Here is a 22,420-nt window from a genome sequence, read left to right as displayed (position 1 = left end):
CCTATCTCGTCCCGTGCTGCTCGTGCATAGTGGACGCGCTCGGCATACTGATCGGTCGGTCCATTGGTGCAGGTGCGATTCCATGGCGTGCGAACAATGCGGTGACAAGCCCCGACGCGGTGCCAACCGCCGTCCTGACAGCACCGTCCGGCGCGGTCTCGGCCGCCTGCGTGACAGCACCGTCCGGCGCGTCGGCGCTCGATCACGGCCCCGTACGGCCTGCCCCCGGTGCGCGACGGCGGCCGGCCCGGCGGCGCGGCGCCCGCGCGGCGGAACACTCCTGCCGGCCGGGACCGTCGCGGTCGCCGTACTGGCGCTGACCCTCACGGCGTGCGGGCCGGGCGGCGGCACTGAGACGTCCGGGGCGTCGGACGGCCCGTCCGACGGCATCGGCGATCTCGGCGGCGTGCCCCAGCGCATCCAGCCGGAGGACCCGCCCGGCGTCCCCTCCGCCTCCCCGGACCGCGCCAGGCCCAAGCCGCCGACGAAGACCGGGCCGCCGAGCGCCGCCCGCGGCCCTTCGTACTCGGCGTGGGCGGGCCCCGGTTGCGCGGGCGGCGGCCTGTACCGCGAGGACGGCCGCTTCGCCGACGGTGACGCCGGCTGGTACACCGTCGGCTCCGGCGGCCACCTCGGCGACGGCTGCGACGGCAGCTTCTCGGCGGTCCCGATGTCCGGCAACCCTGCCAAGGACCGCGGCTCCACGGCCGTTTGGTCCTGGTACGTCGGCAGCGGCTACCCCACCTGCTCGGTCGCCGTCGTCGTCCCCGACAGCGGGCGCGACCGGGACGCGGCGGGTGAACCGACGACGTACCACGTCCTGTCGGACGTCGACGACCCGGACAGCGTGGTCAAGGTCTTCGAGGTCGACCAGACGCGGCTGCGGGGCAGCGGCGTGGTGGTCGAGAAGGTCCCCGTCCACGACCAGCGGCTGACGGTCCAACTCGTGGACAGAGGCCGGGGCCAGGGCGCCGACGCCCACCACGCGGCGGCCCAGATGCGGGCGGAGTGCCGGTCCTGAGGCGCGGTGGGTGAGGTGCGCAGTGCCCGGTGCAGCCCTGCCCGCCCCGGTAGCAGGGGACTTGCTGCATAGTGACCGACATGGTTTGCGAGGGATGCAGACGCACGTCGTGTACGTGCGGGTCATACACGGTGCCCACGACCCGGACACCGGGCCGTCACCGGGCGCCGGCGCGCCCGAAGGCGCTGCTGATCGCAGGTGCCGCCCTCGCGGCGGGCGCGCTGTTCACGGGCGCGGCCCTGCTGATCGGGGGCGGCAGCGGTGACGCCGTGAGCGACCCGGCCGTCCCCGGGGCCGACTTCGAGGTCGGCGGTCGTCCCAACCTGATCACCCCGACGGATCTGGGGCCCGACCCCAGCACCGCCGCCCCGACGCCCGCCCCGTCGCGCGCCGGCACCTCGCCGGCTCCGGCTCCGGCTCCTTCGGCGACCGCGTCCGACTCCGTGGGGCCGGCCGCCCCGTCCGTCGCCGTGAAGCCCTCCCCGTCCGACGAGCCGCGGGAGCGCGACAACTGCCCCGGTGACCGCCATGGGGGAAACAACAACGGCCGCGGCTGCGGCTGACGGGTACGCGTCCCGGGCGTTGTGATCCAGATCACTCCACGCCCGGCCGTGACGCAGGACACCATTCGCCCGCTCGCTGCTACTCGGGGTTACAGCCAGGTCCGCGTCCGATGGCGGGCGGCGTGCGGCGATGGGCGAGAACCGGCCACGCTCTGTTTCTGTCGAAGCGTCAGCCGTGTGACGGAAAAGAGACCTGACGCTACCTAGCGGTAACAAGTTCCGGCGTGCCAAATTCCGCACACCACCGGCCAGTGGAATCCCCCACCCGTACGCCACACACCCTCATGGGCCCGACCGCGAATCGTGCTCTTCCGTGGCTGACCGCAGGAGTTTCGCCGTGTCCGGATTCCGCTCTCTCAGACCGACTTTTCCAGCCGCTCGCCGGCACCGGTGGCGGCGTGCCGCCGTCGCCGCGCCGCTCGCCTTCGCCGCCCTCGTGACCAGCGGGGCCACGACGGCCCGGGCGGGCGAGGGGACCGGACCGAGTGCGATCGTGGCGCTCGGCGACAGCTACATCTCCGGCGAGGCCGGACGCTGGCGGGGCAACAGCCTCACCGACAGCGGCAGCAGGGACGGCACCGACCGTGCCTGGACCGGGACCGGTTACGACCCGGCCCGGGTGTACGGGACGACGGCGTCGAACGGATGCCACCGGTCGGACTCCGCGGAAGTGCGCGGCGCCACCGGCACCACCGAGGCCCTGATCAACCTCGCCTGCTCCGGTGCGACCACCCAGAACGTGTTCCGGGCGTCCAGCGGCGGCACCTCGTACAAGGGTGAGGCGCCGCAGGCCGACCAACTGGCCGCCGTCGCCGCCTCGCACGACGTCGAGGTGATCGCGCTGTCGATCGGCGGCAACGACCTCGGCTTCGCCGACATCATCACCTCCTGCGCGATGGACTACATCGTCTACTACTCGTACTGCCACGACGACCAGCAGGCCGTCGTCGACGCGAAGATCGACGGGGCGATGGCCAAGGTCGGCAAGGCCGTCGACGAGATCCGGGCCGTCATGTCCGGCGCCGGGTACTCGGCCTCCTCGTACCGCATCGTGCTCCAGTCGTACCCCTCGCCGATCCCCCGGGGCAGCGAGAACCGTTACTACCAGAGCGGCTGGTCCCGGGTCAGCACCGGCGGATGCCCGTTCTGGAACCGGGACTCCGACTGGGCGCGCGACTCCCTCGTGCCCCAGCTCGCGAACCGGCTGAAGGCCGTGGCGGCGGCCAAGAGCGCCCAGTTCCTGGACCTGCGGGACATGCTCCAGAGCCGTGAGATCTGCGCCAGGTCGAGCCGCCTGGTCACCGCCGCGCAACCCCCGTCGGCGGCGACCAGCGAATGGACCCGCTGGATCGACAGCGACGGCACCCAGGGCCCGGTCCAGGAGTCCGCCCACCCCAACTACTACGGCCAGCAGGCCCAGGCCCGCTGCCTGACCCTCGTCTACGCGCGACCGACGGGCGACTACACCTGCCACAACACCCCGGGCACCGACACGTCCGGCATGTACCTGCAGCAACTCTCCACGACCCCCTGACGCCGCGGGCGCACCGGCCGGCCCGGCAGGGGTGTCCTGCCGGGCCGGACGGCGTGCGGTGGGGGTCAGAGGTGGGCGGCGATGGCCGGCATGAGGTCCTGGAAGGTGCGGCCGTCCGCCGGGCTGCCGATGGCGGCCATCTGCCAGCCGGTGCCGGCGCGGTGGACCTTGGCCATGATCTGGGCGGTGTAGCGGCCGCCGCCGGTGAGGGTGTAGCGGGCCAGCTCCTGGCCGTTGGTCTCGTCCAGGAGGCGGCAGAAGGCGCTCTCGACCTCGGCGAAGGTCTGGCCGGTGAACGAGTTCACCGTGAAGACGATCTGGTCGACGTGCAGCGGTACGCGCGCCAGGTCCACGAGGATCGACTCGTCGTCGCCGCCCTGGCCCGCGCCGCCCACGCGGTTGTCGCCGGTGTGGCGTACCGAGCCGTCGTCGCTGACCAGGTGCTGGAAGAAGACGACGTCCACCGGCTGCTTGTCGGCGAAGAGCACCGCAGAGGCGTCCAGGTCGATCTCGCGTGCGGTCATCCGCGCGAGGAACCCCTTACGGGGCGCGGACTTCCAGCCCAGCCCCATCCGTACGACGCTGAGCGCGCCGCCGTCGGACTTGCTCAGGCTGATCTGCTGGCCCTTGGACAGGTTCACGGACATGAGGTGCCTCTGTTCGCTTGCTTGTGTGTGGATGGCGCCGGGGGCGCCGGTCAGACGTTGACGCCGAAGTCGGAGGCGATGCCCGCGAGTCCGGAGGCGTAACCCTGGCCGACGGCGCGGAACTTCCATTCCGCGCCGTTGCGGTAGAGCTCGCCAAAGACCATCGCGGTCTCGGTCGACGCGTCCTCCGACAGGTCGTAGCGGGCGAGCTCGGCGCCGCCGGCCTGGTTCACGACGCGGATGAAGGCGTTGCGGACCTGTCCGAAGCTCTGCCCGCGGGCGGTGGCGTCGTGGATGGAGACCGGGAAGACGATCCTGGCGACGCCGGCCGGCACGGCGGCCAGGTTCACCTTGATGGACTCGTCGTCGCCCTCGCCCTCGCCGGTGAGGTTGTCGCCGGTGTGCTCGACCGACCCGTCGGGGCTGGTCAGGTTGTTGTAGAAGACGAAGTGCTGGTCGGAGACGACCTTGCCGGTCTCGTTCAGCAGCAGCGCGCTCGCGTCGAGGTCGAAGTCCGCGCCGGACGTCGTCCGTACGTCCCAGCCGAGGCCGACCAGTACCGCGGTCAGTCCCGGTGCCTCCTTGCTCAGTGAAACGTTGCCGCCCTTGCCGAGGCTCACACCCATCTCGAATCCCTTCCCCACGACGCGTTCCCGGATCGCCGGCCCGCGACAGGCCCGACAAAAAATCTACATCAGTGTAGAACTGAAGGGGCTTTTCCGGACCGGTCCGCGGCCGACGACGGCGTTCCCGCTCAGTACGATGAACCGCTCCGGCGCCAGGTGCGGGGGCAGGAGGGACGGGAGGGACACGGCATGACGGGCCAGAACCAGGACGGCGGTCGGCAGTCGCCTCGCCGTCGGGGCCAGGGCGAGCTGGAGGGCCAGGTGCTGGCCGCGCTGCGTGACGCGCCGGGGCCGGTGAACACCGCGTGGGTGCAGGAGCGGCTCGGCGGGGACCTCGCGTACACCACCGTCATCACCATCCTGACCCGGCTCCACGCGAAGGGCGCCGTCTCGCGCGAGCGCGCGGGCCGGTCGTTCGCGTGGACGCCGAACGCCGACGAGGCGGGACTCGCCGCGCTGCGGATGCGCCGGATGCTGGACGCCGAGGCGGACAGGGAAGCGGTCCTCGCGAGCTTCGTCACCGCGCTGCCCCCGGACGACGAGCAGCTGCTGCGGGCCCTGCTGGCGCAGGCGGCGGAGGAAGGGGAAGACTGACCGCATGGGGGTCTTCGTCTTCCTGCCACTCGTACTGCCCTTGAGCGCATGGCCGGTCGCGCGCCTGGCCGAGCACCATCTGCACCCGCGCGCCGCCACCTGGCTGCTGTCGGCGGTCGCCGGCGTGCTCGCCGTGTGCAGCACGCTGTGCCTGGCACTGCTCGTCGTCGTCGGCACCGCGCAGTTACCGGGCAACCCGCTCCCCGACGGCTGGTCCGACCCCGAGGTACGGGAGGCGGTGCCGTACGACGAGGTCGCGGGCAGGGCCGCCATCCCGGCGCTGGCGGTCGTCCTCGCGTCGTGCTGCCGGGCCGCGTGGCGCCACCACCGCGTCCGGCGCCGGGCCGCCCAGGCCCTGTCCGCGCTGCCGCCGCGGCCCGTGGCCGTGCTGCCGGACCCCGCTCCGTACGCGTACGCCCTGCCCGGCACCCGCCGGGAACGGGGTCGGGTCGTGGTCACGACCGGCATCCTCTCCCGCCTGGACGCGGCCGAGCGCAGGGCGCTGTTCGCGCACGAGCGGGCCCACCTCGCCGGCCGCCACCACCGCTACCTGCTGGCCGTACAACTCGCCGCGCGGGCCAACCCGTTCCTGCGTCCGCTGCGCACCGCCGTGACGTACACGGCCGAGCGGTGGGCGGACGAGGAGGCCGCCGCGGCGGTCGGCAGCCGGCGCGTCGTGGCCCGCGCGATCGGCAAGGCCGGGCTGGTAACGCGCGGCGCGCCCGTCGCGACGCTCGCGGGATTCGCCGGCGCCGGACCCGTACCGCGCCGGGTGGCGGCCCTGCTGGGGCCGGCGCCCGCGGCGCGCGTGTGGCCGCCGCTGTCGACCACGGTCGGCCTCGCCGCCTGGGGCGCGGCGGCCGGTGCGACGGCCTCGGCGCTGTCGTCGGCGAACTCGGCCGTCACCTTGTTCTTCGTACTGAAGGCGGCCACCCCGCTCTGAACCGCCGGCCACGGGGCCTCCGGTCAGGCTTCTGCGGGGCGGCCGACCGGGGCCTCAGCGAGGGGCCTTGAACCGTTCGAGCGCGGCCACTCCCGTGGCGGCGAGTGCGATCTGGACGAGCAACTCGATCCAGTCGACGCCCTTGGTGTCCGCGACGCCGATGGCCGCGGCGAGTGCGGTGCCGATGAACGCCGCGACGATACCGACGGCGATGGTCCACAGGACGCCGATCCGCTGCCGGCCCGGCAGGACGAGCCGGCCGAGTACGCCGATGACGACGCCGATCACGATCGCGCTGATGATGCCGCTGATCTCCATGGTCCTCCTTCCCTGGTTGCCGTTCGTTCTTCTGCCCCACGACGGCGCCGCCACGCAGGGGGACGGCGACGCGGGGCGGGCCGCGTCAGAGGTCGAACTCGTGCGGCGGCAGGTCCAGCGCGTAGCAGGCCTCGCGGACGACGGCCTGTTCGGTCTTGTCGAAGTCGCCGTCCGCACCGCCGATGACGATGCCGATCTGGATGACGGCGCGCGCCTCCGCGGGCTTCTTCTTCGCCTTGGCGATCTCCTGCATGACGCCGACCTTGCCGAAGTCGAAGTCGGCGGTCAGCTTGCCCAGGTTGTCGTCGAAGCGGCGCTGGAGGTCGTCGGCGGGGAAGTTCTGCAGCACCTCGTTGGTGGCGATCAGTTGGGCCACGCGGCGCCGTTCGGACGGGTCGATGGTGCCGTCGGCGGCGGCGACCAGGGCGCACATCGCCATGGAGGCGTCACGGAAGGCGCCGCTCTTCAGGTCGTTCTTCTTCGCCATGAGCTGGGTCTGCATCGTCGATGCGGATTCCTTGACGCGGTCCCACAGGGCCATGAGAACTCCGGTTGTGTCGGGGCGGTTCCGGGCCGTACGGGAGACCGGCCCGGCCGCCGTAATCTTCTACAGTCATGTAGAAGCTATCAGGGGTGGAGTCGGCTCAGCCCTCGTCACCCTCTTCGCCGTCCTCCTCTTCGCCCTCCGCCTCCTCGCCCTCGAGGAAGTCGCCCACCTCGTCCACGACTTCGGCCGCGACCAGCCCGCCCGCGACCCCGACCGCGAGTCCCGCCGCGCCGGCCGCGACGGCGGTTCCCGCGCCGGGACCGGGCCGTCGGCCGTGGCCCTCGTCGTGGTGGCCGTCGTGGCCGTACGAGGAGTGGGGCCCGTACGCGGAACGGTGCTCGACGAGCCGGCGCACCCAGCTCTCCACCTCGGCGTTCCAGTCGGTGTGCGCCACGCCGTCCAGGGCGACCGTGCAGCGGGTCAGCGCGTCGTGGCCGTCGGAGTACGGGCCGCTCCGCTTGTCCGCCTCCAGGACGACCTCCATGCCCCCGGCGGTCGCGAGGAAGGTCAGCTCGATCTCGTTGACGGCGTGCGCGTACCGCGGCGGGGGCGTCAGCTCGATCTCCTGGTAGAAGGGCAGCTGCTGCCCGGTGCCGCCGATGCGGCCGTACTCGAGGTCCGCGGACCTGAACCCGAAACCGGTCTGCCCGAACGCTTCGAGGATCGCCTCCTGGACGGGCAGCGGCCCCACGGAAAGGGTGTCGAGGTCGCCCTTGTCCCTGGCGCCGGCGATTTCGACTTCGGTGCGTACGCCGAGGACGATGCCGAGCGGCTGACCGTGCAGCACGCTGATCGGGGTCTCCCACGGGAGAGCTATCGTGAACGGCACGCCGAGCTCTTCCCCTGCGGCGAGGCGGAGGCCGCCCCCGACGCGGAACCGCTCGAAGACGACGACGCCGTCGTGTTCCCCGTCCTCGGTCTCCGTCTCGACGCGGGCCACCAGTTCCAGCCCGACGGCCTCGACGGCGAAGTCCGCGGTGCCGCCCTTGAGATGGACTTCGCCGGTGAGGCTGCCGCCCGGCAGCACCGCCCCGGAGGTGAGGACCGTGTCGACGGCCGGGCCGCCGACGCCGATCGAGCCGAGCAGGCGTTTGAACACCATCGTGGCGCTTACTCCTTCGTGATGCTTGCGAGTACTGCGCAATGCCGGGACGCCGCCCCTTGGCCGGGGCGGCGTCCCGATGACTACTTGGCCGCTTCGAGGGCGGCCAGTGCCTGCGCCCAGCGGACGTACTTGAGGTCGGCGAGGTCCGCCACGGTCTCGACGCCGAACGCCTCCTTGAGGAGCTCGCCGTCCCGGTCCGACACCCCCTTGAGCGCGGCGACGGGCGCGGCGAGCACATCGGTGAGCGGCTTGTCCGCCCATGCCTTGTCCAGGACCTTGGTCAGATCTGTCGACGTCACGACAACCTCCTGCGAAGAGACACTTCCTCTACATGCATGTAGAAGCATAGGGGCGGGCGTGCGCCGCGAGGGACGAAACCCGGCCCTTCACCAGGGGAGTGGCGCAAACCGCCCGCGTCGTCCGGACGCCTTCCCAGGAGGGTCAGAAGACGAGCACGCCCACCGTGGCGAGATAGATGGTCAGCAGCAGGACGCCGTCGAATCCCACCCCCAGCCAGCCGGTCCGCTGGCGCACCAGCAGGCCGCCGAGGAGGACGGCGGTCATCACCAGCGCGCCGCTGGTGAGGAACAACTGGGCCGGAGTGGCGGCGTGGAAGAGCGATCCGCCCCGGTACGCGATGTCGCCCACGACCAGGTTGAGCGCGTCGAGGCAGTTCCCGCCGATGATGGCCGCGATGGCCAGCGTGACGGCGCCGCGGCGTACGGCGGCGATGGACGTGACGGTCTCCGGCAGCGCGTTGACCAGTCCCATGAACACCGTGCCGACCAGCGCCGCACTGAGACCCGAGCCCGCCACGATGCCCTCTGCGGCGCGCGCCACCGCCCAGCCGCCGACCATGACGAGCAGCGCGGCGGCGGCGAACTCCGTCCACAGCAGCCGGGTGCTGCGGGCGGCCAGCTCGTCGTCGACGTCGTCCTGGGCGGGGACGTCCGCCAGCGTCTCCTTGGTGGGCACCGCCCGCCACATGGGCGCGACCTGCCCGCGGACGAGCCACAGGCCGCCCCCGTACAGGGCCACCAGGGCGACCGACGCCGGGTGCACTCCGAGGACGGTCACCTCGGGACTGAACGTGGCCATCAGCGCGATGCCCAGCAGCACGATGAGCAGACAGCCGAACATCATGTTCCGCAGCGAGGCGGCGGCGTGTTCCAGGTTGGCCTGCCGGTGGAACGCGTCGGCCACCGCGATCGCCACGGTCTGCGCGGCGATGCCGCCTACGGCGTTGCCGTAGGCGAGCTGCGGCTGGTCCGCGGCCGCGCTGACCGCCGTCATCACGACCCCGGACAGGGACGTGACCAGCCCGAACAGCACGGCGCCGAAGAACGCCTCGCCCCATCCGGTCCGGTCGGCCAGTGTGTCCCCCACGCCCGCCAGCCGGATGCTGCACACGACGGTGACACCGGTGGCCAGAAGGAAGACGCCGACGCTCCAGCCCAACGGCCAGAGCTCGTCCAGGAATGCGGGCACGGTCACCTTTTCACGCGGTACGGAGAGACGGCGGCGTCGTACGGCTGCCCCGCCGTGGCCCCGGGCATGTCTCCCGCTTCGCCGTGGGGGGTTCTCCCGCCGGTCAGCGTAGTGACGCGGGGGCCCCGGACCCGGGTACGGCACGGGCGTTGTCGTCCGGGGTCCAGCGTCCAGCGGCAGCCGGCGGCGGGCGCCCCGCGGTAGTGGGCGGCGGGCGGCGGGCGGTGGGCGGTGGGCGGTAGTGGGCGGCGGGCGTCCCGCGGCCCCTGCGTCACCGTGAGCCGTCGAGCCCCATGAGCGCGGCGTACGCCGACTCGGCCCGCCGGGCCGGTCCCGCGTCGGGGCGTGCGTGGCCGAGGAATCCGGCCGTACCGCCGTGGTGGAGCACCCGGCCGCCGTCCATGAGGGTGACGGTGTCGGCCTCGTCGGCGAGATCGGCGATGTCGTGCGTCGACATGAGCACCGGGGTCTTCGCGGCGACCTCCCTGAGCACGTCGCGGAAGACGGTGCGCTGGTGGGGGTCGAGCCCGGCCGTCGGCTCGTCCAGCAGGACGACGCGCGCGTCGTGGGCGAGGGCGCAGGCGATGCCGGCGCGGCGGAGCTGGCCCCCCGAGAGCCGGGCCGTCTTCCGCCCGGCGTGCTCGGCGAGACCGACCTGGTCGAGGGCGGCCGCGGCGCGCTCCCAGGCACGGGTACGGCTCTCGCCCTTCAGCCAGGCGACGTACGCCACGTACTCGCGGGCGGTCAACTGCCGTGAGGTGGGTACCCGCTGGGGGAGCCAGGCCACCTGGCGGCGGTATGCACGGCTGGCGGAGGTGAGGTCGGAGCCGCTGAACACGACCCTGCCGGTCCTGGGCGCGACTGTGCCGGCGAGAAGAGCCATCGTGGTGGACTTGCCCGCCCCGTTGGGGCCGAGCAGGATCGTCAGGCCCTCGGCGGGGACCTCGTAGGTGAAGCGGTTCAGGACCGGGCGGACCCAGCGGTGGTAGCCGAAGGTGACACGGTCGAGCAGCAGAGTCATCGGTCGGTCCTTGATGCGAGGCAGACGAGGGAGAGCACCCCGGCGAGAAAGACGGCGGCAGCCCCTGCGGCGGCATGGGCGACGCCGGCCTCCTCCGTGACGATCACCCACGGGTGGGGATCGTTGCGGCTGCGGCCCCCGAGGAACATGGATTGAATCAACCAGAAGACGGGCAGCAGCGTCGCGCGGTGCCCGAGCAACGGCCAGGCGCCGAGGGCGAGTCCGCAGAAGAACAGATTGTTGCGTGCCGCCGTCCACATCGCCTCCTTCCACATCGCCTCCGTGCCGAGGTGCGCCATCGCCACCGCGACCACCGTCGCCAGCAGCGCGAAGCAGGTCATCAGCGTGATGTCCCGCGCGTCGAGCCGGCGGACGGCGGAGCGTTCCACCGAGGGCATCCGCCGTTCGAGGCAGACGACCAGGGCGACGCCGGGGACGAGGCCGAGGAAGCTGCTGAGCTCCGTCGCCATCGCGTAGTCGCCCAGGAGCGCGGGGAAGACGAGCACGACGCGCGGGGTGAGCCCGATGCCCAGGGCGTACCCGAGCAGCGCACCGGGCAGCAGACCCAGGGCGCCCCGCTGGCGCAGCCACCAGATCACGGTCACCGACCTGCCCGGCAGGCGTACCGCAGCCGCTCGGCGTACCAGGCCCGCTGCTCCCGCGCCGGCAGCCCGTCCACCCTGGCCATCTGTGCGAGGAGTCGCTCCTTGCTCTGCCCCTGGCCGAACCCCTCGGTCTCACGGGACAGCCAGGCGAGGTACCGGCTCTCCACGCCGATCGTCCGGGCGGCCCAGAGGGTGTTGTGGTGCAGTGTGTTCCAGTCCGGTTCCGCGCAGGGCGTGCCGACGACGGCGATGGCGATGTTCTCCCCGAGGGCCTGGTCCGCGTCGCCGGGCACGAGGTCGAGTGTCCAGTGCGCCCCGGTGGCGCCCGGCTGCCGGGCACCGGCCACGGTGAGGTCGGTGATGCGGACGGGCTTCTCGGCGATGATGCCGCGCGCCTCCAACCGGACAGTCGTCCGGGCGAGTTCGGCCTGAATCTCCCCGATGTGATCGGCGCCGGCCGTCGGCAGGCAGACCTCGGGCACGGCCCCCTCGCAGGTGACCGGGGCCAGCCCCTCGGCGGCCGGAGCGATGGCACGCCAGTCCTTGGCGATGCCGTACGCACCGAGGATGCCACCGGCCGCGAACACAACGCCGGCGGCGACCGAGGCGACGCGGATACGCCGGGGGCCCGCCAGCACGACGCAGGCGAGCGCCACCCCGGCCGTCGGCAGCACCGCGGCCACCGTCATGGCCGGCGAGTACGCCTCACCGAACCCCAACCAGCCGATCGACCCGGTGACATGGTGAGCCCAGTAGCTCTCCGTCCCCAGCGGGAAGCTGATGCCGACGAAGACCACCACGGCCACGAGCGGCGCCGAGTACAGCGCGTGCAGCCTGCGCCCGACGACGAACCCGATGACCCCGTGCGCGGTGAGCAGGACGACGACGATCCCCATCAGCTGCAGCACGTACAGGTCGGGGGCGACGCCGACCACCCACAAGCCTCCTGCCGTGACGCCGGCGGTCAGCACCGTCAGGGGCAGCACCGCGATGAGCACGGGCTGCACCGCGATCCGCCACGTGGCCCGTGCGGCCCCCAACTCCCAGGTGCCGAGGGCCCGTAGCCGGGTCGCCTCCACCGCGGCGAGGGCGGCCACGGCCGCAGCGGCCATCGGGAACGGCGCGTGCACGGCGTACGAGGCGGCCTGCGCGGGCCACGGCACGGCGATGAGCGGCTCGATGTGCCGGGTGCTCGTCAGAAACACGTAGCCGAAGAAGAGGCCCAGCACGGGGAGGGCGAGCACCGCCGGGTGCGTGCGCAGGGCGGAGGAGAAGCGCATGAAGCCTCGCAGGGAGAGCAGAACCGGGCGGCCGCGCGCGGTACGCGGCCGCCCGGGCAGTCGGCAGGATCAGTCGGCGTCGGTCGTGTCTACCGTGCCGGAGATCCTGCCGCCAACCTCGCCGAGCCGGTGGCGGTCCCGGCCTGCTCGTCCACCTGCCGTGATCAGGACGGTCCTGTCGGTGCGGCGGTTCCGGCAAGTGCTCCCACGAGCCAGTCGGCGGTGGCGGGCAGCCAGTCGGGCCGGGCGTTGCCGAGGAGGTGGTCGCCGTGCGGGACGAGCAGGAACTCGCCGCGCGGCGCGAGCCGGGCCAGCGGCTCTCCGTCGGTCATGCCGGGGATCACATCGCGGCCGCCGTCCACGACCAGGAGCGGGCATTCGATACGCGGTGCCTGCGCGGACAGGTCGACGTGGCGGACGAAGTCGCGGGCCGCCTCGCGTCCTCCGGCACGCCGGGTGAGGATGTCCCGCACGAAGGGCGGGGCGGTGTCCCAGTCGAGGTGGAAGGGGCCGCTCACGGCGGCGGCAGCGGCCACGCGGGGCTCGTTGGCGGCGCTCTCCGCGACGTAGTAGCCGCCCAGGCTGAGCCCGATGAGCCCGACCCGGTCGACCCCGAGCGCGTCGACGACCCGGCCGATCACCCGGTGGTAGTCCGGCCGTACGGTGGTGGTGGCCGCGAGTACGCCCTGGCCGGGGCCGTCCATTGTGAACACCGCAATGCCCCTGCGCAGCAGGGCCCGGGTGACGTCGTGGAACTCCTCCTTGCTGGAGTCCAGGCCGGGGACGACGAGCACCGTGGCCGGCGCGTCGGCGGGGCCGCGCAGCCAGCCGGTGAAGCCCGGTCCCTCGACCCTGCGCGCGCCGGGCTCCAGGAGGGCCAGCGCGCGGCCCATGGCACGGTCCGCCGCCGCCTCGGCCAGGGCCTGGTCCGTGTGCGGCTCCAGGGCGGCGATGTGGAACCAGCGTGCTGCCACCTCGTAGTGCTCGCCCGCGGATACGGGTGAGGCTGCCTGCTGCGCGCGGGCGACGTGCTGCTGTGCGGCCCGGACGAATGCCTCGCCCCAGCCGTCGACGGATGCCAGCCCGGCGGTGACGCGGCGGTATTCGTGCGGGTCCAGCCCGGCTCCGGTGGCGCGCGTGAACTGGGACTCGGCGTATGCGGCGACCTCGGCGGCGATGGCGGTGGCTTCGGCCGCTGCGGCGGCGATTGCGGCGGCCTCGGCGGCTTCGGGGGCGAACGCGGCGGCTCTGGCGGCTGCGGGGCCTTCGGGGATGGATGCGGCGGCGCTCATCGGGCTGCTCCCGTGGTGAGGACGGCCTTGCCGCGAATCCGGCGTTCCCGCAGGTCGACCAGGATCTGTGTGGTCTTCCGCCAGTCGGCGACGCGGCCGATCTCCGGATGCAGCCGCCCGTCGTCCACCAGCCGCACCAGCGTGGTCAGGTCAAGGCCGTAGGGCGCACCGGCGTAGTGGAAGTGGCGGATCGTGGCCCCTTCGGGACCGGCGAGGAGGTCGAAGAAGTCCAGTGTCACCGGCGTACGGCTCGCCTGGCCGAACCAGATCAGCATGCCGCCCGGCGCCGACTTCGACAGCGCGAGCGGCAGTTGGTCGCCGCCGGTGGACTCCAGTACCACGTCGAACGGCCCCTGTGCTTCGGCCACTTGGTGCACGACCGCTGCCGCCCCGAGCTCACGCAGCCGCTCGCCGCGGGACGGCGTGGCGGTTACCACGGTGACCGCCGCTCCCGCGGCCGCCGCCAGCTCGGTGACGTAGTGGCCGACGCCGCCCGAGGCGCCGGTCAGCAGGAGCCGCCTGCCCGTCACGCTACCGGCCGTACGAAGCAGCCGGAGCGCGGTGATCCCGGCCAGCGGCAGGGCCGCGGCCCGGACAGCGTCGATGCCGTCGGGCAGTACCGCGAGCGAGTGGGTGGGCACCGCCGCGTACTCGGCCCAGCCGCCCTGCGGCGGGTGTCCCACCACTCGGGCGCCGATGGACGGACCGGAGCCGTCGGCCGCGGCCTGCACCACCAGGCCGGCGACGTCCTTGCCGGGGAGCAGCCCCGGTCCCGGCTGTTCCAGGAGGAACGTCTCGCCCCGGTTCGGCGCGAACGCCTCGACCCTGATCAATGCCTCGTCCGGCTCCGGAACGGGCTGGGAAGCCTCTGCGAAGGCGACCGGACGCGCCGGATCGCCTGTGGGGATCAGTCTCTGCATGCGGTTCATGAAACGGGCGGCGGCGCCGGGCAATCCAACAAGGGAACGGAAACGCGGACAACCATCGGTTGTCACCTATGGTGAGAGACGTGGATCTCGACCTGGCGCACGTCCGCGCCTTTGTCCTCGCCGCCCAGGAGCTGCACTTCGGCCGGGCGGCCGAGACGCTGTCGATCTCACAACAGGGCCTGTCCAAACGGATCGCACGGCTGGAGTCCCGGCTCGGCACCGAGCTGTTCCTGCGCAGCGGCCAGGGGGTACGGCTCACCGACGCCGGGCATCGCTTCCTCGCACCGGCCCGCCAGACGCTGGCCGCCGCGGACCAGGCCGTGGCCGCGGTGCGGGACGAACGCCGTCCGCTACGGGTCGACGTGTGGGGCCACCTGTACGCGCCGATGCGGGCACTGGCCGAAGTAGCGGAACACCGCCGCGGGTTGTCCATGGAACTCGGCCACGGCCGTGACCTCCCGTCGGTGGCGTCCGCACTGCTGCACGGCGACGTCGACGCGGGCTTCGGCCGGGTCCATCCGCCCCTGCCCGCCGGACTGACGCATCGTCTGGTGCGCCTCGAGCCGGTGGACGTCGTCCTCGGCGAGGACCATCCGCTGGCGGCCGAGCCCGCGCTGCGGCCCGAACAGCTCCGGGACAGTGTGCTGTGGGCTCCCGGCGCCCTGGACCGGCTCGATTTCCTGCACCGCTTCGCCGAACGGTTCGGCATCCGCGACCACGCCGAGGGCCCCAACCTGGGCCTCGACCACTTCCTCGCCAACCTGTCCGCGGACCCGCGCCGCTTCTCACTGATGCCGGCCGACGTGCCGCTTCCCCGTATACCCGGTGTCCGGTCCGTTCCGCTGGTGCACCCCACACCGCTGTACGCCTGGGCCCTGCTGTGGCGCGACAACGGCGGGCATCCCCAACTGCGCGACCTGGTGGCGGCGTTCATGGCAGAGGCCGGCCGCAACCGCTGGCTGGAATACGACCCGGCCCACGACTGGCTGCCGGAACCGCACGCCACGACGTCTGGGGGCGGCACGGGGCGGTGACCGATGCGGGCGCACGTGTCGGCGGGTCTCCGCCGGGGCCCCACTCCGACCCGCATGCAGACGTCCTCTTCAGGACTCGCGTCCCTTCCAGCGGATTTCGCACCGCGGAAACAGACGCGGCCTACAGAGGGGCGCTGGCCCAGACGCATGTCCCGGACACGATGAACGAGCAGCGGGCCGTGGGCCGGTTCCTCGGGGTTTGGGGACACGGGTCGGGTAGGCGAGGTGAACGCGAATGAAGCAGCGAGTACCGCAACCGCAGCAACCGTCTCCGATCCGATGGCGTGCCTCCATGGCGGTGCAGCGACCGGAATGGGGTGCTGTCGGTGGGGTCTTCTACCGTCTCTCCTCATGGGGAGCCACTTTCAAACCATCGTCGATCTGGATGCCACGCCGGCAGCGGCGGCAGTTCTCGCTGCCCGCGGCCTTGAATGGCTCGTCAAGGAAGGGATGGTGCGCGCCGAGCGCACGAATTGTGTTCTCGGCGCCGCGCTGGGACACCCACCCGGTCCGCTCTGGGCCAAGGCGGTCGGGCAAGTGGACTGGGAGCCCAGCGACGGACTCAAGATCGAGACAGGCCGAACCGTATTCCACGGCGGGCAAGGCGATGCCATGTACGCCGTTTGCCCCGACTGTGCCGCCCACGTGGACCTGTATACCGATGAGTGGGACGTGATCGAGAGTACCTCCGAGCCCTTCCACAGGGCCATCAAAACCTGGCACGCCACGGGCCGAGCCGCCGTTGCCTGCCCGCGCTGTAGTCGAGCCGGTGACCTGACTGCGTGGGCTTGGGACAACGACTACTACGCATTCGGCTACCTGGGCTTCGAGTTCTGGGACTGGCCCGAGTTCAGCCCCAGCTTCCTTGAACGATTCGCACACGCGCTGGGTGGCCATCGCACGGTCCTGGTGGGAGGCAAGCTCTGAGGCACGGTGTTCGCGCGACCGCTCCAGGCCATCAGTCGGCCGGCCCCGGGCTCATGGCCCCGCCGGCTGGGCAGCTCCTACCTATTCGCTCACGATCAGCGGCGATGCCGGGGCGGATGCTGTGATGTCAGACCCAACGGCCGGTTGAGCCTGACGGAAGCACGAAAGAACTCCCATGTGATGGGCGCTTGCGACGAGCGATGTACCCGGTTCGTCCGCGCCCCCCTGCCGAGCGGACACCCCGTGGTCTGACATCACCGGCTGACATCAGCGTCGCCGGAGCTGGAGTGGCTCCTCTTCCATCCCTGTCCCGGCAGGGAATCCCGGCCTTCAGGCCGGGAGGGAATGCGGTCCTTGGGGCGGAGGCGCGGAGCGCCGGAGTTCTCTGCGCCTCCGTTGTGACGGTCAGGTGGGGCGTTTCTGGTTCTCGATGTAGTCCTTGACGACCTGGAGCGGTGCGCCGCCGCAGGACCCGGCGAAGTAGGAGCCGGACCAGAAGCGGCCGGCCCTGGCCGATAACGCGGGCTGCTCACCATGAGGTCCGGACACGCAGGTGGTCGGTAGGGAGAAGGAGGGGCGACATGAGGCAGCCTGATGACTCGCTCGGCCCGTCCACGCTCCGTCACGACAGGAGGACCCGATCGTGTCCCGTTCCGTGCTCTACATGTCCATGTCGCTCGACGGCTTCATCGCCGGTCCCGATGACGGTCCCGGGAACGGCCTCGGTACCGGCGGCGAGCAGCTGCACGCGTGGCTGTTCGACGGTGACCACGAGGCCCGTGGCGGAGTGGGGGTACCGGTCATCAGAACCGACGCGGCCAGCCTTCCGGTGGTCCACGAGATGTTGGCCACCGGCGCAGTGCTGACGGGGCGACGCACGTTCGACGCGGCCGGCGGCTGGGGCGGCGACCACCACGACGGCGTCCACATCGAGGTGTTCACCCGCTCCGAGGCCGGCGACGACGCTGTCCGTGGCCCCAACGTCCACTACGCCACCGACGGCATCGAGGCGGCCATGGCGCGGGCCAAGGAGGCCGCCGGTGAGCGCAACGTGATGGTCCACGGGGCGACGACGGCGCAGCTGGCGTTGCGGGCCGGGGTGCTGGACGAGCTTGAGATCCACCAGATCCCCGTACTGCTCGGTGCCGGCCGGTCGCTCTTCGGCGCGCTGGGCTCGCCCCACCGGCTCGACCTCGTCCGCGTCGTCGACGCCCCAGGGGTCACGCACCTGCGATACCGCGTGGTCGGCTGAGCACCTGGCGCCGTCGCCGGTCCGGTCCGGATCGTCTGCTCATCAGTGGCCGACGCGCCACGGCGGCCAGGTCTCGCTCCAGGGAAGGAGCGGTCCAGAGACCTGTAAGAGGATCTTGTTCAGATGGCCCGGTTCGGCGCACCACATGAACTCATGTCGATGAGCACCGCCGTCGACCGCCCCTGTGGTCACGGATGGTCGTACCAGGAAAACGCTGTGATCCGCCATCCCTCTGAGGTGCGGACGAACTGGATGGTCTTGGTCCCGCCTCCCTCGAACGGCTCACCGTCCAAGATCCCGGCCTTGCGGTACTCGCCGAGCCGCGACGCGATATCACCCGCGATCTCTGTTCGTTCAGAGGTCTCCCACTCGGAGAACTCGACCAGCCGGCCGTCGGCCAGCAGCCGCTGGCGAGGCTCGATGAACTCGTCCACGGTGTATACCGTCAGCTCCGGCCCGACATGGACGATCACGCCCCCCGGAATAACCAGCCGACGGATCCGGGCCACGTCGGCGGCCTTGCCGCCCCGGTTGTCAAAGGCATCGAAGAACTCGGCGGTCACCACGTCTATCTCGGTCTTGGACATGGCGCGACGGTAACAGCGAAGGGCGTCCGACATCGTCGGCCTCGACGGACTGTGGTCCGTCGTCGAGGAACATCGTGCACCGCCACTGCAAGCTCACCCCGCAAGGAGGCTTGAGGGCAGCTCTCATCAGCGACTCCAGGCGATCGACCAGGTTCTGGTGCCGACGCTGGGCCCGCCTCATCCTTTGCGGGCATCGTCTGCTGCTCCCACCTCTTCGCGGACCATGTGTGCCATACATGCGCGGAAAGGCCAGAGGCCCTGCCGCCCATGTGGGCGACAGGGCCTCTGATCTGCTGCTTCTCTGTGCCCCCGGCAGGATTCGAACCTGCGACACCCGCTTTACTGACTTTGAAAGCGTGATGTCGTCATGGTGGGGCGAGCACGAGTCCAGTTCCGGTGAGGCAGCCGTCGAGGACGTCGTGGCGGTACTGGAGCTGGCGTAGGCCTCGCCGGACGGCGGTGATCAGGTCCTCAGGGTCGGCGAACGCGCGGTTGGCCGTGGTGGTGCGCCGCAGTACCGACCAGATGCCCTCGACCGGGTTGAGGTCCGGTGCGTAGGGCGGGAGTTGATAGACGGTGAGCCAGTCGCGTTCGGCGATGTAGCGGCGCATCCCTGCCGTCAGGTGGGTGTTCAAGTTGTCCCACACCAGCACGATCGAGCCTCCGAGCTGCTGGTGCGCGGTCTGGATCAGGTCGCGGTAGTCCTTCCAGGAGAAGCTCTTGCGTCCGTCGCGCCGGGCGTCCGGACAGGGCCGGTAGATCAGCCGCGAGCGTTCGCCTGCTTTGTAGCAGGCCAGGGCGGCGACGGATAAGCGGCGGCGTGAGCGGCCCCGCACGCGCACGACGGGAGTGCGACCGCGGCGGGACCACGTACGGGTGGTCGGCGGCGTCATCGAGAAGCCGGCCTCGTCCTCGAAGACGAGCCAGGCGTCGAGCGCCGCCACGGTCCTTCCACGCTCGGCCAGGTCTCCTTTACCCAGCCGGCCACCGCCGCCTCGTCGCGCTCCACCGCCCGGCGGGCCGGAATCTGACAGCTCCAGCCGTGCCGGTTGAGCAGCGCGGCAACACCCTGCACGGTGTAGCTCTTATGGAACCGGCGCCCGATGAGGGTCTTGATCCGTGACAGGGTCCAGGTCTGGTCCGGCCAGCCGTGCGCCACTGGACCCTTGGCCAACTCCTGCTCCAGCACGGCGAAGAGCTCGTCACTGAGCAGCGGCAACGACGCCGGGCCTCTGGAGGCCAGGGCTCTCGGCCCGTCCTGGGACCAGGCCCTGCGCCAGCGCTGCACCGACCGGACGCTCACCCGCAGGTCGTACGCGATGACCGCGTTCTCGTCGCCCTGGGCGAACCGCACGGCCGCTTCCATCCTCAACTTCTCGCGGAAGGCCCGCCGCTCATCGGTCAGCCCGCCCCCTTGCGCATACCTCATGCAGTCGGCATACCGCAGGGATCATGAGCCGTCAGCCCTTGCCGACACCACGCTTTGAAGCTCAGTAGGAGCGTGGTGGGGCGAGTTGGGGCCTGACCTGCGGCATGCCGACTTCGACGAATGCAGGGGGCATGCCCTGTCGGCGCCCGCGGTTCCCCGTGGCTCCCCGTCCGATCTGGCGCGGCTGTGGCACGGCCCGACCACCTCGATGCGAACTATCGGCGGGGCGGTCGCTGAGGTCTACTGGGATGGTCAGACGGCCGCCTGGGAACGATGCCGGCGACTGCGGTCGCGGTGGTTGCTGTACTCCGGTGCTGTACGGCACGGCTTGCTGAATCCGGCGACGTTGATGTCAATCGCTCAAGGCAGGTAGCAGTGTCGCTGAATGTCCCTGCCACTCGGCTTGTGCTCAGCGGTAGTCGTCGGGGTGGTCCTGCATCCAGACGTTGATCCGATCGCGGACACTGATCAGCTCTGTGCGGTGAGTCTCCAGGTTCTCCGTAGAGTTGTCGCCGTCGAGTGTCGTGCGGAGGTCGGCGATCCACGCGATGGGCTCAGGGAAGTGACCCGGCCCCTTTAGGTCCGCCTTCATCGCCGCGTCGAGGCCCATCAGTTCTTCGTGGACCCTTCCCAGGAAGTACGCGCAGTCTCCCGACCCTGTTGTGCAGGTGTCGTTGAGTGTGGCCTGAAGGCCGGCGAAGGCGTCGCGGACCAGTTCCGGCCCGGGGGACGCCGCGGGAGTTGGGTTGGCAGCGGTATCCTGCGCCGCGGCTTTCGCCGTTGCCGTGGCGGACGAGGAACGGGAGGTGTCCCGTGTTCCGCCGCCCCGGGAAGTGTCGTCCGCGCCCGCGGAACAGGACAACAGACAGGCCGCAAGCACCGTGGTGACAATCACTGTCCGCCGGACACGCCGGATCTCCAGGAGGCCGCCTTGTAGTGATCACGACGACTTTACTCCACGGCCCGTCGTCAGAATCCGTCGTGGGACAGTCAGGGCCGAGTCGTGAGGGTGAGCGATCTTGAAAACCGTCGTGGCAGCGATGTCACCGTGGGTTCAAATCCCACACCCACCGCAGATGAACGGCCCCTGACCAGGTGAATCGGTCGGGGGCCGTTCTCTTTGTGCTGTCCGTCAATAACCGTGGTTCCCCGTCAGTTCCCGGCCGAACGGGCACGGGAAGGGCACGGGCACCTTTTGATCCGTAGCTCTAGCCGGATCGGTCAGCGGCGGTCATACCGGTCGCTTCGCGGCCTCGGAGGGACGCTATCCGACCTGGACGGTCAGTGGGGTTGCTGTACGGCCCTGCTGTACGGGTCGGGCGGGCGCCATCAGTCGCCTCTTGTTGCGTGGGGCGTTCTGTCTCCGCGTGTACGTCGGCGTGGGCGGCGCTGCTTCGGCCTCAGGACAACCGCCGTCCGCGGGTGCCTGGGTCGTGGCCCTCCCCGTTTCACAGAACTCCCATGGCGTGGGGCTTGGGGTGGGGGTGGTGGGGCTTGTGTCGTGGCTTGATGGTCACCGTGACCGAGGGCCCGGTGGTGGTGTCGCCGGCGACGTAGGCGGTGGGGGTGAAGGTGTGGGTCCCCCGAGGAAGGGGCGTGGTGGAGGTGCAGGTCCAGTTCCCGTCGGTATCGACGGTGGCGGTGCAGATCACGTTGTCGTCCTCGTCGGTGACGGTGACGGTGTCACCGGGTCCGCCGGTGCCGATGAAGGTCACTGTGCAACCCCGCCCTGCGGCCTCCATGGCGTCGGGGTGCTTGTCGGGACGTCCAGGGCAGTCCCTGATCGTGGATCCGTCCGCCGGACTGGTGATCACCGGGGCCGTCGGAGCCGGCCCTTCGATGGTCACCGTCACCGACTCACCGGTGGTGCTGCCCTGGGCGTTGGTGGCGGTCGGGGTGAAGGTGTGATCCCCTTCGGGGATCGGCGTGGTCGCCGTGCAGGACCAGTTCCCCGATTCGTCCACCGTCGCCGTGCAGATCACGTTGCCGTTCTCGTCAGTGACCGTGACGGTGTCACCGGGCCCGCCGGTGCCAGTGAACGTCGGGGTCGTGTCGTCGATCGTGGAACCGTCCGCCGGACCGGTGATCATCGGAGCAGTAGGGGAAGTGGTGTTGAGCAGCACCGACACCGTGTTCGCGTTGACGTTGGCGGTGACCACGTCGGGCAGGCCGCCGTTGAAGTCCCCCACCGCCAGCGACTCCGGGGCGTTGTCGGTGGGGTAGTCGGTCCTGGGGGCGAATGTGCCGTCGCCGTTGCCCGGCAGCACGGACACCGTGCCCGGGACGAAGTTGGCGGTGACCAGGTCCAGATTGCCGTCACCGTCGAAGTCCCCCACCGCCACCGAGACCGGAGTGAGGCCGGTGGGGTAGTCGGTCCTGGGGGCGAATGTGCCGTCACCATTGCCGAGCAGCACGGACACCGTGCCCGCGAAGACGTTGGCGGTGGCCAGGTCGAGGTCGCCGTCACCGTCGAAGTCCCCCACCGCCACCGACTCGGGGCCGCTGTCGGTGGGGTAGTCGGTCCTGGGGGCGAATGTGCCGTCACCATTGCCGAGCAGCACCGACACCGTGTTCGCACCGACATTGGCGGTGGCCAGGTCGAGGTCGCCGTCACCGTCGAAGTCCCCCACCGCCACCGACTCGGGGCCGCTGTCGGTGGGGTAGTCGGTCCTGGGGGC

Annotated in this window: 24 protein-coding genes and 1 pseudogene; 8 read left to right on the top strand and 17 right to left on the bottom strand. The window is 71.2% G+C overall.

Annotated features, from left to right (window positions below; all coding sequences use genetic code 11):
• The first annotated feature begins 82 nt into the window (after positions 1-82).
• The 3 genes from ACWD01_RS14250 (at position 83) to ACWD01_RS14240 (ending at position 3,118) form a co-directional block, all read left to right on the top strand.
• Complete coding sequence (locus ACWD01_RS14250) at positions 83-1,021, top strand: adhesin (RefSeq protein WP_451161473.1); 939 nt, start codon at positions 83-85, stop codon at positions 1,019-1,021.
• 131 nt (positions 1,022-1,152) lie between these two features.
• Positions 1,153-1,584: a hypothetical protein gene (locus tag ACWD01_RS14245; RefSeq protein ID WP_451161471.1), complete on the top strand. Its 432-nt coding sequence runs from the start codon at positions 1,153-1,155 to the stop codon at positions 1,582-1,584.
• 337 nt (positions 1,585-1,921) lie between these two features.
• Positions 1,922-3,118 (top strand): GDSL-type esterase/lipase family protein, encoded by a 1,197-nt coding sequence (locus ACWD01_RS14240; RefSeq protein WP_451161469.1) that lies wholly within the window; start codon positions 1,922-1,924, stop codon positions 3,116-3,118.
• A gap of 65 nt (positions 3,119-3,183) precedes the next feature.
• On the opposite strand, the gene ACWD01_RS14235 is transcribed toward ACWD01_RS14240, so the two are convergent.
• Positions 3,184-3,765 (bottom strand): TerD family protein, encoded by a 582-nt coding sequence (locus tag ACWD01_RS14235; protein ID WP_451161467.1) that lies wholly within the window; start codon positions 3,763-3,765, stop codon positions 3,184-3,186.
• Positions 3,766-3,815: 50 nt separating this feature from the next.
• A complete protein-coding gene (locus ACWD01_RS14230) occupies positions 3,816-4,391 on the bottom strand; it encodes a TerD family protein (RefSeq protein ID WP_451161536.1) in 576 nt (191 codons plus the stop codon).
• A gap of 189 nt (positions 4,392-4,580) precedes the next feature.
• On the opposite strand from ACWD01_RS14230, the gene ACWD01_RS14225 reads away from it, so the two are divergent.
• Together ACWD01_RS14225 and ACWD01_RS14220 are read left to right on the top strand one after the other, a co-directional pair.
• A complete protein-coding gene (locus tag ACWD01_RS14225; protein WP_451161465.1) occupies positions 4,581-4,985 on the top strand; it encodes a BlaI/MecI/CopY family transcriptional regulator in 405 nt (134 codons plus the stop codon).
• A gap of 4 nt (positions 4,986-4,989) precedes the next feature.
• Positions 4,990-5,928: a M56 family metallopeptidase gene (locus ACWD01_RS14220; protein WP_451161463.1), complete on the top strand. Its 939-nt coding sequence runs from the start codon at positions 4,990-4,992 to the stop codon at positions 5,926-5,928.
• A gap of 54 nt (positions 5,929-5,982) precedes the next feature.
• Here the strand turns inward: ACWD01_RS14220 and ACWD01_RS14215 are convergent, their stop codons facing one another.
• From ACWD01_RS14215 to ACWD01_RS14170, 10 genes are all read right to left on the bottom strand, one after another.
• Complete coding sequence (locus ACWD01_RS14215; protein WP_451161461.1) at positions 5,983-6,246, bottom strand: GlsB/YeaQ/YmgE family stress response membrane protein; 264 nt, start codon at positions 6,244-6,246, stop codon at positions 5,983-5,985.
• Between the two features lie 85 nt (positions 6,247-6,331).
• Positions 6,332-6,787: a tellurite resistance TerB family protein gene (locus tag ACWD01_RS14210; RefSeq protein ID WP_451161459.1), complete on the bottom strand. Its 456-nt coding sequence runs from the start codon at positions 6,785-6,787 to the stop codon at positions 6,332-6,334.
• A gap of 103 nt (positions 6,788-6,890) precedes the next feature.
• Positions 6,891-7,895, bottom strand: a complete 1,005-nt coding sequence (locus tag ACWD01_RS14205; protein WP_451161457.1) for a sporulation protein — start codon at positions 7,893-7,895, stop codon at positions 6,891-6,893.
• Between the two features lie 83 nt (positions 7,896-7,978).
• On the bottom strand, positions 7,979-8,197 hold the full coding sequence (locus tag ACWD01_RS14200; RefSeq protein WP_451161455.1) for a hypothetical protein: 219 nt from the start codon (positions 8,195-8,197) through the stop codon (positions 7,979-7,981).
• A 142-nt stretch (positions 8,198-8,339) separates the two neighbouring features.
• Complete coding sequence (locus tag ACWD01_RS14195; protein WP_451161453.1) at positions 8,340-9,386, bottom strand: sodium:calcium antiporter; 1,047 nt, start codon at positions 9,384-9,386, stop codon at positions 8,340-8,342.
• Positions 9,387-9,657: 271 nt separating this feature from the next.
• Entirely contained in the window at positions 9,658-10,407 is a 750-nt protein-coding gene (locus ACWD01_RS14190; RefSeq protein ID WP_451161451.1) for an ABC transporter ATP-binding protein, read from the bottom strand.
• The gene (locus ACWD01_RS14185; protein WP_451161534.1) at positions 10,404-11,006 is read right to left on the bottom strand and encodes a hypothetical protein; all 603 of its coding nucleotides are present in this window, start codon (positions 11,004-11,006) and stop codon (positions 10,404-10,406) included. Before ACWD01_RS14185 ends, ACWD01_RS14190 begins: the two co-directional genes overlap by 4 nt.
• 2 nt (positions 11,007-11,008) lie before the next feature.
• The gene (locus ACWD01_RS14180; protein ID WP_451161449.1) at positions 11,009-12,292 is read right to left on the bottom strand and encodes a DUF7224 domain-containing protein; all 1,284 of its coding nucleotides are present in this window, start codon (positions 12,290-12,292) and stop codon (positions 11,009-11,011) included.
• Positions 12,293-12,456: 164 nt separating this feature from the next.
• Entirely contained in the window at positions 12,457-13,584 is a 1,128-nt protein-coding gene (locus ACWD01_RS14175) for an alpha/beta hydrolase family protein (RefSeq protein WP_451161447.1), read from the bottom strand.
• Positions 13,581-14,504, bottom strand: a complete 924-nt coding sequence (locus ACWD01_RS14170) for a zinc-binding dehydrogenase (RefSeq protein WP_451161445.1) — start codon at positions 14,502-14,504, stop codon at positions 13,581-13,583. The genes ACWD01_RS14175 and ACWD01_RS14170 overlap by 4 nt, the downstream gene beginning before the upstream one ends.
• Positions 14,505-14,593: 89 nt before the next feature.
• Here ACWD01_RS14170 and ACWD01_RS14165 point away from each other — a divergent pair, with 89 nt between their 5' ends.
• Positions 14,594-15,547: a LysR family transcriptional regulator gene (locus ACWD01_RS14165; protein ID WP_451161443.1), complete on the top strand. Its 954-nt coding sequence runs from the start codon at positions 14,594-14,596 to the stop codon at positions 15,545-15,547.
• A gap of 351 nt (positions 15,548-15,898) precedes the next feature.
• A complete protein-coding gene (locus ACWD01_RS14160) occupies positions 15,899-16,474 on the top strand; it encodes a hypothetical protein (RefSeq protein ID WP_451161441.1) in 576 nt (191 codons plus the stop codon).
• Positions 16,475-16,879: 405 nt separating this feature from the next.
• On the opposite strand, the pseudogene ACWD01_RS14155 reads toward ACWD01_RS14160, so the two are convergent.
• A pseudogene (locus tag ACWD01_RS14155) lies at positions 16,880-16,972 on the bottom strand (transposase); the annotation flags it as partial.
• Positions 16,973-17,117: 145 nt separating this feature from the next.
• Here ACWD01_RS14155 and ACWD01_RS14150 point away from each other — a divergent pair.
• On the top strand, positions 17,118-17,726 hold the full coding sequence (locus tag ACWD01_RS14150) for a dihydrofolate reductase family protein (protein WP_451161439.1): 609 nt from the start codon (positions 17,118-17,120) through the stop codon (positions 17,724-17,726).
• A gap of 188 nt (positions 17,727-17,914) precedes the next feature.
• Here ACWD01_RS14150 and ACWD01_RS14145 read toward each other — a convergent pair whose 3' ends face one another.
• From ACWD01_RS14145 to ACWD01_RS14130, 4 genes are all read right to left on the bottom strand, one after another.
• Complete coding sequence (locus ACWD01_RS14145; RefSeq protein WP_451161437.1) at positions 17,915-18,313, bottom strand: DUF4440 domain-containing protein; 399 nt, start codon at positions 18,311-18,313, stop codon at positions 17,915-17,917.
• 365 nt (positions 18,314-18,678) lie between these two features.
• Positions 18,679-19,742 (bottom strand): IS630 family transposase gene (locus ACWD01_RS14140; RefSeq protein ID WP_451161435.1). Its coding sequence is split into 2 segments (ribosomal slippage): positions 18,679-19,296 and positions 19,299-19,742, totalling 1,062 coding nucleotides; the frame shifts between segments, so codons are not numbered across the junction.
• Positions 19,743-20,151: 409 nt separating this feature from the next.
• Positions 20,152-20,637 carry a hypothetical protein gene (locus ACWD01_RS14135; RefSeq protein WP_451161433.1) on the bottom strand — a complete coding sequence of 162 codons (486 nt, stop codon included), beginning with the start codon at positions 20,635-20,637 and terminating at the stop codon, positions 20,152-20,154.
• A gap of 553 nt (positions 20,638-21,190) precedes the next feature.
• A partial coding sequence (locus tag ACWD01_RS14130; protein ID WP_451161431.1) for an FG-GAP-like repeat-containing protein occupies positions 21,191-22,420 on the bottom strand: 1,230 nt, incomplete at its 5' end.

This window comes from Streptomyces sp. NPDC002835 (assembly GCF_053591995.1).
This window is presented reverse-complemented; position numbering and strand designations above follow the sequence as displayed.